Source organism: Curtobacterium sp. BH-2-1-1, assembly GCF_001806325.1.
Lineage (GTDB): Bacteria > Actinomycetota > Actinomycetes > Actinomycetales > Microbacteriaceae > Curtobacterium.
The window spans coordinates 613,027-627,598 of sequence record NZ_CP017580.1; the positions used below are offsets into that span (position 1 = coordinate 613,027).

Genomic DNA, 14,572 nt, shown 5'->3' on the forward strand with positions numbered 1-14,572 from the left:
GCGGGGGCGAGCCGAGGGACGGACGGGAGGCGCGCCTCCCGTCCGATGCCCTGCCACGCGTCCGACGCGTGGTCGGTCTGGTCGACACCGACTCGTTCGCGAAGTGGGGCGCCCACCTGCTCGCCACGGCACCCGCGTACTGGGACCTCGAACTGCTCACGGTGGCGACGCCGCGATCCGCGAGCCGCGCGCAGCTGCGGTCCGCGTTCCGGGGGCTCGACGACCGGCTCGCGCACGTGGCCGCGGCGCCGCCTGAGGCGCTCGAGGTCGACGCCATCGTCGAACGACTCCGGCAGGACCCACCGGACGCCGTGCTGGTGTCCCTGATCGGACCGGTGGCGGAGCTCGTCATCGAGGAGGTCCACCGTCGGGTGCCGCGGCGGCCCGTCCTCGTGACGGGGCTGCCCGGGATCTCCTACCCGGCGAAGTGGAAGGGCGTGTTCTTCCGGGCGCGCGCCGACCTGTTCGTGCTGCACAGCCACCGCGAGGTCCGCGCCTACGAGGAGCTCGCGACCGAGGGCGGCGTCGAGCCGCACTTCGCGCTCGCGACCCTGCCGTTCGCGCGGCCGTCCGGAGCCGCTGCGAGACGTGACGGGGTCTCACCGCGCGACTCCGTCGTCTTCGCCGCACAGCCGAGCGTCCCCGCGGAACGTGCCGAGCGGGAGCGTGTCGTCGGGTGGCTCGCCGAAACCGCCCGTCGGCACCCGGAGTGGCGCGTGGTGATCAAGGTCCGTGCTGCCGCCGGAGAGCACCAGACGCACCGCGAACAGGACCCGTACCCGGACCTCGTACCGACGGACGCGCCGGCGAACCTCGTGGTCGAGAGCGGGCCGATGTCCGCGCACCTCGACCGGGCGGTCGCCCTCGTCACGATCAGCTCGACGGCCGTGCTCGAAGCGGCGGCCCGGGGCATCCCCGCGCTCACCCTGACCGACTTCGGCATCGGGCGGCACCTCATCAACGAGGTGTTCGTGGGCAGCGGGCTCGAGGGCGACGCCGTCGACCTGGTGGACGGCCGGTTCGGGACGGTCCGGGAGGAGTGGATGCACGACAACCACTTCCACCCGGAGTCCGAGGACGACTGGGCCGAGCGGACCGAGCAGCTCATGGCGTCACGCGACGCCGGCGTCCTGCGCGACCGGCCGGCGGCACGCCGGAGTCGCGGTGGCGTGCTCCGTCGGGCCTGGGAGCGGAAGAACGCCCTCGGGCCGGACGACCGGAGTGTCCTCGGGGCCGTCGCGCTGGTGATCGGGGCGCCGGTGCGGGCGCTGAAGCGGATCGTCCGGCAGGTACGGCGGGTGGTGCGGCCGGCGGAGGCGCCGGTGCTGCTCGCGCCGACGAGTCAGCGTGCTGCGTCCGGGTCGGGCAGGGCCGCGTCCGGAGGAGCCGCGTCCGGTGGTGGCCCGTCAGATGGCCTTGGCGATCGCGAGGAGCAGTTGGTCCCGGGTCGGGACGCCGGGTGACCGGAAGACCTCGGCACCGTCGTCCCGCCGCACGATGATCGTGGGGGTCGACCGGATGCCGAGGTCCTCCGCCTGGTCGGGGTGATTCGCCACGTCGCGCTCGGTCACGTGCAGCCCGGGGACGAGCTCGGACGCCTCGGCCGACACCCGGCGGGCGGCGGCGCACGGGGCGCAGAACGAGGACGTCCAGAGGTCGAGCTGCATGTGGTCCTGCAACGCGGGCGCGGCCGGATCTACTCCCGGTGCGTGTGGCGCGGCCTGGCGCGGCGCGGCGCTGTTGCTTACTCGCGGTCGAACTCGCCGCTGCGGTCCCCGCGGTCCGCGAGGTCGTCCACCGGGTCGGACTCCCCCGGCACGTACTCGAACTCGGCCGAGGTCTGGTCGAGCACCTGGCGGGACTTCGTCAGTCGGTAGGTGAACGCGGTCTGGAGTCCCTCGACGTCGGCGAACACCGTGACCTCGTCGTCCAGCGCGTCGCTCGTGGCCGTGCGGGTGTCGGTCGTGCCGTCGAAGGGTCCGCCGTGGAAGATCGCGGTGTACTCGTCGCCTTCGTGGATGGTGATGTCGCTCATGCATCCCTTCTACCAGGCACCACCTGTTGACACATTCATAGCCTCGCTATATAGTTTTGCTATGGAATCACCGCGTGAACAGACGATCGAGACGCTCCTCGTCTCCGTCAACCGCCTGATCCGCACCGCAGCGCAGGCGACGGGGAACACCACGTCCTCCGCCGTCTGGCGCACGCTCGGCATCCTCGAGACCGACCAGCCGCTCCGCCTCGGCGAGCTCGCTGCCGCCTCCCGCGTCGCGCAGCCCACGATGACCCGACTCGTCGCGGGCATGCTCGCCGACGGGCTCGTGTCCCGCAGCGTCGACCCAGACGACTCCCGCGGGCAGCTCATCGAGCTCACCGACGCCGGCCGTGAACGCCTGGCGTCCTGGCGGGTCACCCTCACCCGGACGGTCGGCCCGCTCTTCGCCGACCTGTCCGACGACGAGTGGGACACTCTGCACGACGCCGTCGAGGTCATCGCCGCCCGAACCTCCACCGCCACCAGAACGGAGACCCACGCGTGAACGCCCACGCACCCGCCGCACAGTCCGGCAGCATCCTCAAGCAGTCATCGGCGGTCTGGGCGATCGCCTTCGCCTGCGTCGTCGCCTTCATGGGCATCGGCCTCGTCGACCCGATCCTCCCCGCGATCGCCTCGTCCCTCAAGGCCACCGCGGCGCAGACCGAGCTCCTCTTCACGAGCTACCTCGCCGTCACCGGTGTCGCGATGTTCTTCACCAGCTGGGTGTCCAGCCGCATCGGCGCGAAGAACACCCTGCTCATCGGCCTCGCGCTCATCGTGCTGTTCTCGGTGCTGGCGGCGACGTCGAACAGCGTGTGGACGATCATCGACTTCCGCGCGGGCTGGGGTCTCGGCAACGCGCTCTTCATCTCCACCGCACTCGCGACGATCGTCGGGGCAGCCTCCGGTGGCACCGCGTCCGCGATCATCCTGTACGAGGCGGCGCTCGGCCTCGGCATCGCCGTCGGCCCGCTCGTCGGCGGCTTGCTCGGCTCCGTCAGCTGGCGCGGCCCGTTCTTCGGCGTCACGACGCTCATGGCCATCGCGTTCATCGCCATCGTCACGCTCCTCAAGACGAAGAACCTCGAGAAGCCCACGCCGACCAAGCTCTCCGCACCGTTCCGCGCGCTCGGTCGCCCGGCACTCGCCGCCCTCGCCGTCACCGCGCTGTTCTACAACATCGGCTTCTTCGTCCTGCTCGCCTACACGCCCTTCCCGCTCGGCTTCGGCGCCCTCGGCATCGGCTTCACCTTCTTCGGCTGGGGCGTCGGCCTCGCGATCACCTCGGTGTGGGTCGCCCCGATGCTCACCGCACGACTCCGCCGCACCACCGTGCTGAAGATCGCGCTCCCGCTGCTCGCGCTCGACCTGTTCGCCGCCGCCGTGGTCGTGCAGTCGCAGGTGGGCCTGATCATCTGCGTCATCATCGGCGGCCTCGTGCTCGGCGTCCTCAACACCGTGCTCACCGAGTGCGTGATGGAGGCCACCGACCTCCCCCGCTCCGTCGCCTCGAGCGCCTACTCCGCGGTGCGCTTCATCGGCGGTGCGATCGCCCCGCCCGTGGCCACCCTGCTCGCCGACCAGTTCGCCCCGTCGGCCGCGTACGTGTTCGCCGGGCTGTCCGTCGCCGTCGCGTTCGTCGTCGTGGTGTGCACCACGCGCGTGCTGCGCCGGGTCGACGACGGCGCCGAGCCCGAGCCCGTCGAGGCCGAGGCCATCGCCGCCGGCGAGATGGCGTAGCCTCCGCGGCTGCGGGCGGAGCCCGCGGCCGCGGTTGGCCGCGCTTCGCGCTCCGCGCTCCGCGAGCGGGCGAAACACGTCTCGCTCACCCCCCCGCACCCAGCACCTTCCGCACGCTCTCCCGCGCGAGCGGGCGTTTTCCGTCCCGCGCACTCCGTACCCTGCGCATTCCTCCCGCTCGCGGGTCCCAGGGTGACCGCCTGGAGGCGCGGGTCGACCCCCGAGACCGGCACCGCGCCTCCAGGCACTCGCGCCCACCCCGCGAGCAGGCGAAACACGCCCCCGTCCCCGAGCCCTCCCCGCAGGTTTCGCCCGCTCGCCGCACCGGCCACGCGAGCGGGCGAAGTCGGGCTCGGTCGCGCCCCGCAGCCGTCACGCACCGCCCGCTCGCCGCGCCGCACCCGCGAGCGGGCGAGTCCTGCACGGCCCACGCCCCAGACCCCGCGCATTCCGCCCGCTCGCGCAGGTGGCACGGGCGCCGCCTGGAGGCGCGGGTCGGCCCCCGAGACCGGCGCCGCCTGTCCGGCCGCTCGCCCGCACCCCGCGCCGCGAGCGGGCAGAAGAGGTCCCGACCCCACCCCCGCAGCGTGCACATACCGCCCGCTCGCGCACCCCGCGCCGCGAGCGGGCGAAGAACGTCCGGACCGGACCCCGCAGCGCGCACATACCGCCCGCTCGCCGCGCCGCACCACGAGCGGGCGGAAAACGTCCCAGCCGCGCCCCTCAGCGCGCGCGTACCGCCCGCTCGCCGCGCCGCGGGCGCGAGCGCGCGGGCGGAAAGCGACCCCGCCCCGCCGCGGAATAGGATCGACACCATGGCAACTGCGAACGACCGCCTCGTCTGGATCGACTGCGAGATGACGGGCCTCGACCTCGAGGTCGACGAACTCGTCGAGGTGGCCGTGGTCGTCACCGACTTCGACCTCGTCCCCGTGCATCCCGGCTTCGACATCGTGATCAAGCCCGACCAGTCGGCACTCGACAACATGAACGAGTTCGTCACGAACATGCACACCACCTCGGGCCTGCTCGAGGAGATCCCGAACGGTGTGAGCCTCGCGGACGCCGAGTACCAGGTGCTCGAGTACATCCTCGAGCACGTCCCCGCCGAGGGTTCCGCTCCCCTCGCGGGCAACACCATCGGCACCGACCGATCGTTCCTGTCGAAGTACATGCCCCGCGTCGACGGGCACCTGCACTACCGCAGCGTCGACGTGTCGAGCATCAAGGAGCTCTGCCGCCGCTGGTTCCCGCGCGTGTACTTCAACGCGCCGGAGAAGCACGGTGGGCACCGTGCCCTCGCGGACATCCTCGAGTCCATCCGCGAGCTCGAGTACTACCGCCGCGCGGGCTTCGTGGCCGAGCCCGGCCCCACCTCGGACGACGTCAAGGCCGTCGCGAACGAGGTCGTCGCCAAGTGGGAGCCGCGGCTCGCGCAGTAGGACACACCGCCTGCGGCGCGTCCAGGAGGCGCGGCTCACCCCTCGTGTTCTGACCCGCCTCCGGCATGTACTACTATTGAGTGGTCGCGCCGGTCGCCCGGTGTGCACATGGTGGATATAGCTCAGTTGGTAGAGCGCCTGGTTGTGGTCTAGGAGGTCGCGGGTTCGAGACCCGTTATTCACCCCAGTGCTGATGCAGATCAGCGGAAGGCCCCGGTCCCTCGGACCGGGGCCTTCGTCGTTCGATCAGGTTGTCCTGCAACGATCGGGGACGTGATGGAGATGTCCGCCGACGCGTTCGAACAGCTCGTGACCGACGAACTCGACCTGCTGCCGGACGAGATGGTCGACGGCCTCGACAACGTGGTGTTCGTCGTCGAGGACGAACCGGAGAACGGCGAAGAGCTCTTCGGCGTGTACGACGGCATCGCGGCGACCGAGCGCGGGCAGTACGGCTTCGGCGAGCTCCCGGACCGCATCGTGGTGTTCCGGAAGCAGCACCTCGCCGAGTGCGACACGCTCGAGGAGCTCAAGGACGAGGTCCACACCACGCTCGTGCACGAGATCGGGCACTTCTACGGCATCGACGACGAGCGCCTCCACGAGCTCGGCTGGGCGTAGCCGGGGCCACGGCGCGCCCGCGCGGGTGCCGGGGCCACGACGCCCGCGCCCCGCCCCAGCACCTCAGAACCGCGTCGGCCCCACCTCGTGGTACTTCTCCCACGCGTCCACCGGCCCCCGCCCGTGCAACGCGTACTCCCCCACGAGCCGCTCCTTGTAGACCGCCGGGTTGTGCGACGCCACGACCCGGGCGTTCCGCCAGTGCCGGTCCAACGCCCGCGTGCGATCGGTCGCCGAGGCCCCACCGACCTCGAACAGCTCCGACGCCGCCCGGAGCACCCGCGGCCCGACCTCGATCTGCGCCTGGTAGACCGCGTTCTCGGCGGCGTCCAGCAGGGCACGGTCGACGCCGGCCCCGGGCTCGTTCGTCCCCACGACCCCGTCGAGCAGCCCGGCCGCGGCGACGACGAGCGACCGGGCCGTGAACGCCCCGGCCGACAACCGACCGAGCACGGCCAGCACCTGCGGGTCGTCCCCGGGCCGCGCGGCGTTCGCGTGGATGTACGTCCGGGTCCGCGGTCGCACGAACGCGACGGCGTCATCGGACACCGCCTGCCCGATCCCGGCGAGGACCGCCAGCAGGTACAGCTGGTAGAAGGCCTGGATGTGCGACAGCGGGGCGTCCTTGTACGCCGAGACCACGGAGGGGTCCACCGGCACACCATCGAAGACGGTCGTGCCGGACGCGGTCAACCGCTGCCCGAACCCGTCCCAGTCGTCGACGCTCGTCACGCCCGGCGCGTCGACCGGCACGGCGAACGTGACGCGGTCACCCGAGCGGTCCGCCGCGAGGTAGATCCAGTCCGAGTAGAGCGTCCCGGTCGAGTAGAACTTCCGGCCGTCGAGACGGACGGACCCGTCCTCGGCGACGCGCACCGTGGTGGAGATGTCGGCGAGCGTCGTCCCGGTCCGCTCCGACGTCGCGTTCCCGATGACCGCGCCGTCGACGATCCGCTGCAGCCACTCGTCCCGCCCGGTCGACGACGGCCGGAGGAGCACGAGTTCGGTGTACCCGAAGTGCCCGCGCCACAGGTGCGCGATGTTCGAGTCGGCAGCGGCGAGGTCGGCGACGAGGTGCACGAGTTCGACGAGCGTCACGCCGAACCCGCCACGGTCCTCCGGCACGCGGAGTCGTCCGAACCCCGCGTCGGCGAGCGCACGGACCTCGTCGTGCGGCAGCGGTCGGTCCCCCGGCGTCCCGGACGCCAGCTCGCGGTCGACGGCCCCCTCGCGGATGCGGTCGAACACGGGCTGGAACCGAGCGCGCAGCTCCGTCAGACGGCTGGTTCCGCTGCCGCCCTGGAGGGACGGCTCGCCCCCGGTGGTCGTCGTCGCGTCGGTCATGCGGTCACCTCCACGGCGTCGCGCGCGGCGTCCGCGCCGGTTCCGGCAGCACCGCCGGTGAACGCCCCGCGCCACCGCCGCGCCGGGTGGCTCTCGGGCAGCTGCGGGTGGCCGAAGAGCTTCTCGCGCAACGTCCCCTCGCGGTACTCGGACTGCATCAGTCCGCGTTCCTGCAGGGTCGGGGCGATGTGGTCCACGAACTCCTCGTAGGAGCCGGGCAGCGTCCAGTTGATGACGTTCACCCCGTCGACCCCGGCGCGCTGCCAATCGGCGAGCTCGTCGGCGATCTGCTCGGGCGTCCCGACCACGCGGGCCCGGAGCTTCGCGGAGAGCCGGGCGAGGTCGGCGATCGTCGGCTCCCGGTCGCCGGCGGCCTCCCGGAGCCACTGCAGGTGCGACTGGCCGGCGTGCGTGCGGACCTCGGAGAGCGGCGTCTCGGGGTCGAGGGCCTCGCCGGTGTCGGGGTCGAACCCGAGGTTCGAGTGCACGAGGAAGCCGTCGGCCGCGAGGTACTCGTCGATCTCCGCTTCCTTCGCCTTCGCCTCGGCCTCGGTGGCCCCGGTGACGAACGTCAGCCCGAGGAAGAAGGCGATGTCGTCCCGCTGCCGCCCCGCTGCCGAAGCGAGGTCACGGGTCTCGCGGATGAGCTGCTCGGTGGCGTCGCGGTTCGACGTCAGGATGAACTGGGCCTCGGCGTTCCGCGCGGCGAAGGCACGGCCGGCCGGCGAGGACCCCGCCTGGAAGAGCACGGGCGTCCGCTGCAGCGACGGTGCTGACAGGTGCGGGCCCTGCACGTCGTAGCGCTTCCCGTGGTGGTCGATGCGGTGCACCTTGTCGGGGTCGGCGTAGCCGCGCACCGGGTCCTTGAGCACGGCGCCGTCATCCCACGACCCCTCCCAGAGCTTCGCGCAGACCTCGAGGTACTCCTCGGCCCAGACGTAGCGTTCGTCGTGCTCCTCGAGCCGGTCGGCGCCGAAGTTCCGCGCGGCGCTGTCGAGGGCGCTCGTGACGACGTTCCAGCCGATCCGGCCCCGGGTGATGTGGTCGAGGGTGGAGACCTTGCGGGCGAAGTCGAACGGGTGCGACTGGATGACGCTCGACGTGAACGCGAGCCCGAGGTGCTCCGTCGACACGGCGAGCGCCGAGAGCAGGACGGACGGGTCGTTCGAGGGGATCTGCAGCCCCTCGCGCAGGTTCGTCGAGTAGTCGCCGCGTCCGGGGCCGTACGTCCCGACGACGTCCGCGAAGAACATCGCGTCGAACTTCCCACGCTCGAGGGTCTTCGCGAGGTCGGTCCACAGCGTCACGTCGTCGAAGTCGGCCTGGCGCGCGTCCGGGTGCCGCCAGAGGCCGTGCTGGATGTGCGACGTCGTGTTCATGACGAAGGCCGCGAAGCGCAGCGGGCGGTTCGGTGCATCGCTCATGCGGTCCATGTTCCCCGCCGTCGTGTCGCGGGAGGGCGTGACGTGACCTCGCGTTACGCGGGGTGTTCCCCGAGGTGCGCGACGCGACCATGCTCCTGAGGGTGCCGAACTCGACCACCGCAGCCGCGCCTCCAGTCCGTTCCACCGCACCGTCGACCGCCGCGACCCGCCGTCGCGTCGCCCTGGCATCCTTCGTCGGGACGACCGTGGAGTACTACGACTTCTACCTGTACGCGACCGCGTCCGCGCTCGTGTTCGCGCCCACGTTCTTCCCCTCCGTGACCCCCGCGGTCGGCGTGATCGCGTCGTTCGCGACCTACGGTGTCGGGTTCGTCGCCCGCCCGCTCGGCGGGATCATCGCCGGCCACCTCGGCGACCGGATCGGGCGGAAGAAGCTGCTCGTCGCGTCGCTCGTGCTGATGGGGATTGCGTCGACGCTGATCGGGGTCATCCCCTCGGCCGCGACGATCGGCGTCGGTGCCGTCGTCGCGCTCGTGGTCCTGCGGCTGCTGCAGGGTGTCGCCGCCGGCGCCGAGTGGGGCGGCTCGGCGCTGCTGTCCGTCGAGCACGCGCCCGAGCGGCACCGCGGACTGTTCGGGGCGTTCACGCAGATGGGGTCCGCGGGCGGCATGCTCCTCGCGACCGGTGTCTTCACGCTCGTCCGGGGGCTGCTCGGCACCGAGGCGTTCCTGGCGTGGGGCTGGCGGCTGCCGTTCCTGTTCTCGGCGGTGATCGTGGCCGTCGGGCTCGTCATCCGGCTCGGCGTGCAGGACGCGCCGGTCTTCCAGGAGCTGCGCGCCTCCGGGAACGTCGAACGGTTCCCGGTGTGGCAGGCGATCCGGCGGCACCCGCGGGCGATCCTCGTCACCGCGGGGCTGCGGCTCGTGCAGCCGGCGCTGTACTCGATCCTGACGACCTACTCGCTGACGTACCTCGGGTCGGTGCGGGGGCCGTCCGGCGCTTCGGCCGGGCTCCAGGCCGTGCTCGTCATCTCGGCGGTGTCGCTCGTGTCGACGCCGTTCTGGGGCTGGCTGTCCGACCGGGTCGGCCGCCGGGTGCTGACGATCTGGTCGGCGGTGGGGATCGCGGTGCTCATCTGGCCGTTCTTCGCGTTCCTCGACGCGGGGCCGCTCGTGCTGCTGCCGCTCGTGGCGCTGATCGGGATGTGCGTGTTCCACGACAGCATCTACGGGCCCCAGGCGGCGTGGTTCGCGGAGCAGTTCCCGACCGGTCGGCGCTACTCGGGGATGTCGCTCGGGTACCAGATCGGGTCGATCTTCTCGGTGGGGCTCACGCCGTTGCTCGCGGCCGTGTTCGTCGAGCTCGGTGGGGGCTCGCCGTGGATCCTGTGCGGGTACCTCGGGGTGTACGCGGTGCTCTCGATCGTCGCGGCGGTCCTCGCGGTGGACCCGGTGGCGGCGGCCCGGCGGGGTGCGCGGGGCGCGGCGGGTCGGGCGCGCGCTGAGGTTTCGGGCTGAGGTTTCGCGCTGAGCGACACATCACGGGCGCGATCGGGCGTGAAGTGTCGCCCAGCGCGTGAACTCGCCGGCCGGCCGCCCGCGCCGCGCCGCACGCCCCGCGCGCGCCGCGCCGCGCCCTACGTCCGCAGCACCACGTCCGCCAGCTCCGCCGGCCGCTCGGCAGCGATGAACGCCGCCTCCTGCGCCGCCCACCGGTCCCACTCCCGCGCGAAGGACTCGCCGTCACGTCCGATCGCCCGCTCCCACCGGGTGTCGTCGTCGGCCTCGAGCCACACCCGCAACGACGCGAGCGGCGCCGAGCTCCGGGACAGCGCACCGCACCCCTCGACCACGATCGGCCGCCCGGGGTCGACGGCGGCCCACTCTGCCGGGCACGACGTCGCCCAGTCCCACCGTCGGTAGCCGGAGCGTTCCCCGAGGACGTCGGTCACCACGGCCTCCGCGGCGGCCCGCAACCCGTCCCATCCCGGGTAGACGTCGTCGAGGTGGACGACCTGCGCGCCGAGCCGGTCCGCCAGGGAATCGCCGAGCGTCGTCTTGCCCGTGCCCGACCTGCCGTCGACGAGCACGACGAGTCGCGTTCCGGAGGCGGCCGCGACCCCGGCGGCCGCGGCGGCGAGGCCCTCGACGAGCGAGTCGTCGGGACCCGGAAGCCGGCCGACGGGCCGCCCCGACGCACCACTCGCGCCGCGCGCGCCACCCACGTCAGGTTCCCCCTCAGGCACGCCACGTCCCCGCGCCCACGGCCACCGCGATCGACACGACGCCGATCCCGACGAGCACGCCGACCATCGCCCACTCCGGCCCCGCGAACCGCACACTCCGCGCCCACGTCCGCCGCCCGGGAGCGCCGAACCCCCGCGACTCCATCGCCACCGCCAGCGTCGTCGCCCGCCGCAGCGCCAGCACGAGCAGCGCGAACGCCATCGACGCGCCGCGCCGCAGCCGTCCGGTGTCCGCGACGCCGCGGGCCCGACGAGCCATGCCGAGCTGTCGCCAGTCGTCCCCGAGGAGCGTCATCATCCGGATCGCCGCGAGCGCCCCGAGCACGAACCGTGCCGGCAGCCGCAGGAGCTGCGCGAGTCCGTCCGCGAGGTCGGTCGGGTCCACCCGCACGAACAACGCCACCGCCGGCAGCCCGATCGCCAGGACACGGAGCGCCGTCGCCAGCGCGAGTGCGAGCGACCCGTCGGTGACGTGCGCGAACCCGAGGTCGAACCAGGACCGCCCGGACGGCCGCCCGTACAACGCGATGCTCAGCGCGGTCAGCGGCACCGCGACCAGGACCGGCGAGGTCCGCAGCAGCAGGGTGCGGGGCGGGATCCGCAGGAGCGGCAGGAGCAGGAGTTCGAGACCGAGCGCGACCGCCGCGGACACGACGTCGAGGCTGAGCACGAGGCACACGCCGAGCGCGAGGACGCCCAGCAGCGAGGCCACCGGCTGGACGCCTCGGACGCCGCGTGCACGCGTGGTGCCGTCGGGTGGCCCAGGAGGCGCGGCTCGTCCGGGCAGACCGGCCGCGGCCTGGTGCTCGCTCACGGTTGCACCTCCGTGGCCGGGTCGCGCAGGTCGGCGGCCGGCCCGACGGTGCTCGCCCCCGTCGCCCCTGTCGCCCTCGTCGTCCCTGTCGCCCCGAGCACGCCTGTCGCCCCGAGCACGATCTCGTCCGCGTCGAGCGCGCGGACGAGGTCGCGGTCGTGCGTCACGGCGACGATCGCGGTGCCGGAGTCGGCGAGTTCGCCGAGCCGGTCCACCACGGCCTGCCAGGTCGCCCGGTCCTGACCGGAGGTCGGCTCGTCGAGCACGACGACGGGCGGCCGGGAGGCGATGACCGTCCCGATCGCCAACCGCCGCTGCTCGCCGCCGGACAGCGTGAAGGGGTTGGCGTCGGCGAGGTGCGCGAGGCCGAACGCGTCGAGGAGCTCGTCGACCCGGGCATCGACGTCCGCCGCTCCGAGGGCGCGGGGGCCGACGGCCAGCTCCTCACGCACGGTGCGGGCGACGAACTGGTGCTCCGGGTCCTGGAAGACCGTGCCGATCCGACCGGCCAGCTGCCGGCTCGTCCACGCGGCGGGGGCGTCACCGATGCCGTCGGCGAGTGCCGTGCCCGCGCGGAGCGACCCCGCGGCGGGGCGCAGGAGCCCGGCGAGCGTGAGGCCGAGCGTCGACTTGCCGATGCCGTTCGGCCCGGTGACCGCGAGGACCCGTCCGGCCCGGACGTCGAGGTCGATCCCGCTCCCGACCGGCTGCCGCCTGCCCCGGGCGGTCCCGAGCCCCCGCGCCGCGAGCAGCACCGGGTCCCGATCGCCGAGCGGGCGGATTCCGTCCGGTCCCCCGCGGTCGGCCCCATGCATCCCGCCCGCTCGCGGACCCGCGGCGCCGAGCGGGCGGATTCCGTCCGGTCCCCCGCGGACCGTCCCAAGCATTTCGCCCGCTCGCGGCGGCGTGCGGGTGCCCCGGCGCGCCGAACCCCGCTCGGGCTCGGACCCGGGCACCCAGACGCCGGCGGCGGTCAACGCCGGACCGTGTTCGGCGAGCACGTCCGCAGGCGCACCGTCCGCGACGACACCCCCGGCCGGCTCCAGCAGCACGAGTCGGTCGACCAGGTCCAGCCACGCGCCGATGCGGTGCTCGACGACGAGCAGTGAACACTCGGTCTCGTCGAGCAGCGCCCGCACGGCGTCGTGCACCTGCACCACCCCGGAGGGGTCGAGGTTCGCGCAGGGCTCGTCGAGCACGAGGGCACCCGGACGCATGGCGAGCACGCCCGCGAGCGCCAGCCGCTGCCGCTGCCCGCCGGAGAGCATCGTGGTGGACCGGTCGAGCGGCAGGTCGAGCCCGACGACGTCGAGGGCCGACCGGACGCGCTGCCAGATCTCGTCCCGCGGGACGCCGGCGTTCTCGCAGCCGAACGCCACGTCGTCGCCGACGCGGGACATCACCGTGTGCGCCTCGGGGTCCTGCATGACGAGGCCGACGCGCCCGCGGACCGCACGCGGTTCGGCACCGTCGACGAGGACCGAACCCTGGACGGAGGCCGCGGTGTCGTCGGTGGCGTCCGGCTCGTCCGGGAGCACGCCCGCGACCGCCCGCAGCAGCGTCGACTTGCCGGCGCCCGAGGGACCGACGATCGCGACCCGCTCCCCCGGCTCGACGGTCAGGTCGACGCCCCGGACGGCCCAGGCGTCACGTTCCGCGTACCGCCAGCCCCAGTCGGAGAAGGTGATCCGCGCGACTGCCACGGTCACGCGACGGTGCGAGGACCGCGTCTGGAGTGCTCACGGCCCGCCGCGAACGACGACAGGACGCCGGTCGCGGCGAGCGCTCGGACGAGGAACCACGAGCCGACGCCCGCGATCAGCGCACCGGAGACGATCGCCGAGACGACGTAGACGACCTTGAACGCCAGGTCGAGTCCGGGGTACCAGAGCACCGTGTCGTTCAGCCCGAGCGCCAGCCCGGCCGCGGCACCGGCGAGCACGACCACCGGCAGGCGGTACACGCGGTACAGGAAGAGCGCGAGCACCAGCTCGGCGCCGAGGCCCTGCACGAGGCCGGCCTCGAGCGTCAGCCAGCCCCACTGCGTGCCGAGGAGCGCCTCGACCGAGGCGGCCACCATCTCGGCGTAGAGGGCCGCTCCGGGCTTCCGGACGATGATCGCGACGACGGGCCCGGCGAGCAGCCACACGCCGCCGAAGAGCGCCTGCGTGCCGGGGAGCACGAGCGCGGCGACGGCGCTGATCGGCTCGTAGCCGAACTCCCAGAGCTTGAAGACGACACCGATCGCGACGGCGAGCACGCTCGCGACGACGATGTCGACGACCCGCCAGCGCAGTGAGCGCCTGACGGGGGTGGACGGAACAGCAGTGTGCGTGCTCGTGGACATGGCCCTGGACTCCTCCCTGCGCCGGCATGATCCGGATCAGGTTCGACGGTCGGAGCGCCACTCGCTCCCTCTCAGCCCGGCGATCCCGGACTCCCGTGTGTGTCCCGCCATTGTAGACGTGGTCGCGACCCGGTGACGGATCGCGACCACAGGACGTCCTGGAGGCGCGGGGCGGGCCCGCACCGCGCCTCCAGGTCCGTCAGTGGGTCACTTCTTCAGGACGCGGACCAGCTTGCGCAGGACGGTCCCGGTCACCCAGATGACCGGGACGCTCACCGCGAGGAGGGAGATCAGGTTCGGCTCGAACTCGAGGTCCTTGCCGGGGCGTCGGACGTAGGCGCCGATCGGGATGGAGACGGCACCGCCGCCTCCGCCACCGTTGTCGTCGCCGTCCCCGCCCCCACCGAAGCCGAACCAGCCGAGGGACACCGGGATGAGGGTCTGGTCGCCGACCTCGACCGGCTCCCCGTAGTTCGTGGACACGCCGACGGGGCGTACCTTCTCTGCGATCTGCGTGACGATGTTGGCCATGCGCGCGACGCTACTCGCCCGTTCCTCCACAGGCAGAGCTACCCGCGCATCCGTCCACGGCC

Annotated in this window: 15 protein-coding genes, 1 tRNA gene and 1 riboswitch; of the genes, 7 read left to right on the forward strand and 9 right to left on the reverse strand. The window is 73.0% G+C overall.

Annotated features, from left to right (window positions below; genetic code table 11):
• Window positions 1-68 precede the first annotated feature (68 nt).
• Window positions 69-1,463 (forward strand): DUF6716 putative glycosyltransferase, encoded by a 1,395-nt coding sequence (locus BJK06_RS02805; protein WP_156794740.1) that lies wholly within the window; start codon window positions 69-71, stop codon window positions 1,461-1,463.
• Here the strand turns inward: BJK06_RS02805 and BJK06_RS02810 are convergent.
• On the reverse strand, window positions 1,407-1,667 hold the full coding sequence (locus BJK06_RS02810; protein ID WP_022907438.1) for a thioredoxin family protein: 261 nt from the start codon (window positions 1,665-1,667) through the stop codon (window positions 1,407-1,409). The genes BJK06_RS02805 and BJK06_RS02810 overlap by 57 nt on opposite strands.
• A gap of 77 nt (window positions 1,668-1,744) precedes the next feature.
• A complete protein-coding gene (locus BJK06_RS02815) occupies window positions 1,745-2,035 on the reverse strand; it encodes a hypothetical protein (protein WP_070416615.1) in 291 nt (96 codons plus the stop codon).
• 61 nt (window positions 2,036-2,096) lie between these two features.
• On the opposite strand from BJK06_RS02815, the gene BJK06_RS02820 reads away from it, so the two are divergent.
• The 5 genes from BJK06_RS02820 (at window position 2,097) to BJK06_RS02840 (ending at window position 5,844) form a co-directional block, all read left to right on the forward strand.
• Window positions 2,097-2,543 (forward strand): MarR family winged helix-turn-helix transcriptional regulator, encoded by a 447-nt coding sequence (locus tag BJK06_RS02820; protein ID WP_070416616.1) that lies wholly within the window; start codon window positions 2,097-2,099, stop codon window positions 2,541-2,543.
• Window positions 2,540-3,781: an MFS transporter gene (locus BJK06_RS02825; RefSeq protein WP_070416617.1), complete on the forward strand. Its 1,242-nt coding sequence runs from the start codon at window positions 2,540-2,542 to the stop codon at window positions 3,779-3,781. Before BJK06_RS02820 ends, BJK06_RS02825 begins: the two co-directional genes overlap by 4 nt.
• 815 nt (window positions 3,782-4,596) lie before the next feature.
• Entirely contained in the window at window positions 4,597-5,223 is a 627-nt protein-coding gene (gene orn, locus BJK06_RS02830; RefSeq protein ID WP_070416618.1) for an oligoribonuclease, read from the forward strand.
• 111 nt (window positions 5,224-5,334) lie between these two features.
• Window positions 5,335-5,410: transfer RNA gene (locus BJK06_RS02835), tRNA-His, on the forward strand.
• Between the two features lie 89 nt (window positions 5,411-5,499).
• On the forward strand, window positions 5,500-5,844 hold the full coding sequence (locus BJK06_RS02840) for a metallopeptidase family protein (protein ID WP_070416619.1): 345 nt from the start codon (window positions 5,500-5,502) through the stop codon (window positions 5,842-5,844).
• A gap of 63 nt (window positions 5,845-5,907) precedes the next feature.
• Here the strand turns inward: BJK06_RS02840 and BJK06_RS02845 are convergent, their stop codons facing one another.
• Both BJK06_RS02845 and BJK06_RS02850 read right to left on the reverse strand, forming a co-directional pair.
• Entirely contained in the window at window positions 5,908-7,188 is a 1,281-nt protein-coding gene (locus BJK06_RS02845) for an acyl-CoA dehydrogenase family protein (protein ID WP_070416620.1), read from the reverse strand.
• Window positions 7,185-8,612, reverse strand: coding sequence for an LLM class flavin-dependent oxidoreductase (locus BJK06_RS02850; RefSeq protein ID WP_070419157.1), 1,428 nt, complete (start codon window positions 8,610-8,612; stop codon window positions 7,185-7,187). The genes BJK06_RS02845 and BJK06_RS02850 overlap by 4 nt, the downstream gene beginning before the upstream one ends.
• Window positions 8,613-8,701: 89 nt before the next feature.
• Between BJK06_RS02850 and BJK06_RS02855 the strand changes: the two genes are divergently transcribed.
• Window positions 8,702-10,090, forward strand: a complete 1,389-nt coding sequence (locus BJK06_RS02855) for an MFS transporter (protein ID WP_156794741.1) — start codon at window positions 8,702-8,704, stop codon at window positions 10,088-10,090.
• Window positions 10,091-10,209: 119 nt separating this feature from the next.
• Here BJK06_RS02855 and BJK06_RS02860 read toward each other — a convergent pair whose 3' ends face one another.
• The 5 genes from BJK06_RS02860 to BJK06_RS02880 form a co-directional block, all read right to left on the reverse strand.
• On the reverse strand, window positions 10,210-10,797 hold the full coding sequence (locus tag BJK06_RS02860; RefSeq protein WP_083295006.1) for an AAA family ATPase: 588 nt from the start codon (window positions 10,795-10,797) through the stop codon (window positions 10,210-10,212).
• 13 nt (window positions 10,798-10,810) lie between these two features.
• Complete coding sequence (locus BJK06_RS02865; protein ID WP_258027685.1) at window positions 10,811-11,632, reverse strand: energy-coupling factor transporter transmembrane protein EcfT; 822 nt, start codon at window positions 11,630-11,632, stop codon at window positions 10,811-10,813.
• Window positions 11,629-13,341 carry an ABC transporter ATP-binding protein gene (locus tag BJK06_RS02870; RefSeq protein WP_070416622.1) on the reverse strand — a complete coding sequence of 571 codons (1,713 nt, stop codon included), beginning with the start codon at window positions 13,339-13,341 and terminating at the stop codon, window positions 11,629-11,631. The genes BJK06_RS02865 and BJK06_RS02870 overlap by 4 nt, the downstream gene beginning before the upstream one ends.
• On the reverse strand, window positions 13,338-13,979 hold the full coding sequence (locus tag BJK06_RS02875; protein WP_070416623.1) for an ECF transporter S component: 642 nt from the start codon (window positions 13,977-13,979) through the stop codon (window positions 13,338-13,340). Before BJK06_RS02875 ends, BJK06_RS02870 begins: the two co-directional genes overlap by 4 nt.
• A riboswitch (TPP riboswitch) is annotated at window positions 13,976-14,085 on the reverse strand. (Overlaps the previous gene by 4 nt.)
• Window positions 14,086-14,186: 101 nt before the next feature.
• Window positions 14,187-14,510, reverse strand: coding sequence for a hypothetical protein (locus BJK06_RS02880; RefSeq protein ID WP_070416624.1), 324 nt, complete (start codon window positions 14,508-14,510; stop codon window positions 14,187-14,189).
• Between the last annotated feature and the right edge of the window lie 62 nt (window positions 14,511-14,572).

Excerpts from the sequence above, each read along its gene's own strand:
- BJK06_RS02810 (WP_022907438.1), bottom strand. The coding sequence starts at position 1,667 with ATGCAGCTCGACCTCTGGACGTCCTCGTTCTGCGCCCCGTGCGCCGCC.
- BJK06_RS02815 (WP_070416615.1), bottom strand. The coding sequence starts at position 2,035 with ATGAGCGACATCACCATCCACGAAGGCGACGAGTACACCGCGATCTTC.
- BJK06_RS02820 (WP_070416616.1), top strand. The coding sequence starts at position 2,097 with ATGGAATCACCGCGTGAACAGACGATCGAGACGCTCCTCGTCTCCGTC.
- orn (WP_070416618.1), top strand. The coding sequence starts at position 4,597 with ATGGCAACTGCGAACGACCGCCTCGTCTGGATCGACTGCGAGATGACG.
- BJK06_RS02840 (WP_070416619.1), top strand. The coding sequence starts at position 5,500 with ATGGAGATGTCCGCCGACGCGTTCGAACAGCTCGTGACCGACGAACTC.
- BJK06_RS02845 (WP_070416620.1), bottom strand. The coding sequence starts at position 7,188 with ATGACCGACGCGACGACGACCACCGGGGGCGAGCCGTCCCTCCAGGGC.
- BJK06_RS02850 (WP_070419157.1), bottom strand. The coding sequence starts at position 8,612 with ATGAGCGATGCACCGAACCGCCCGCTGCGCTTCGCGGCCTTCGTCATG.
- BJK06_RS02855 (WP_156794741.1), top strand. The coding sequence starts at position 8,702 with ATGCTCCTGAGGGTGCCGAACTCGACCACCGCAGCCGCGCCTCCAGTC.
- BJK06_RS02875 (WP_070416623.1), bottom strand. The coding sequence starts at position 13,979 with ATGTCCACGAGCACGCACACTGCTGTTCCGTCCACCCCCGTCAGGCGC.
- BJK06_RS02880 (WP_070416624.1), bottom strand. The coding sequence starts at position 14,510 with ATGGCCAACATCGTCACGCAGATCGCAGAGAAGGTACGCCCCGTCGGC.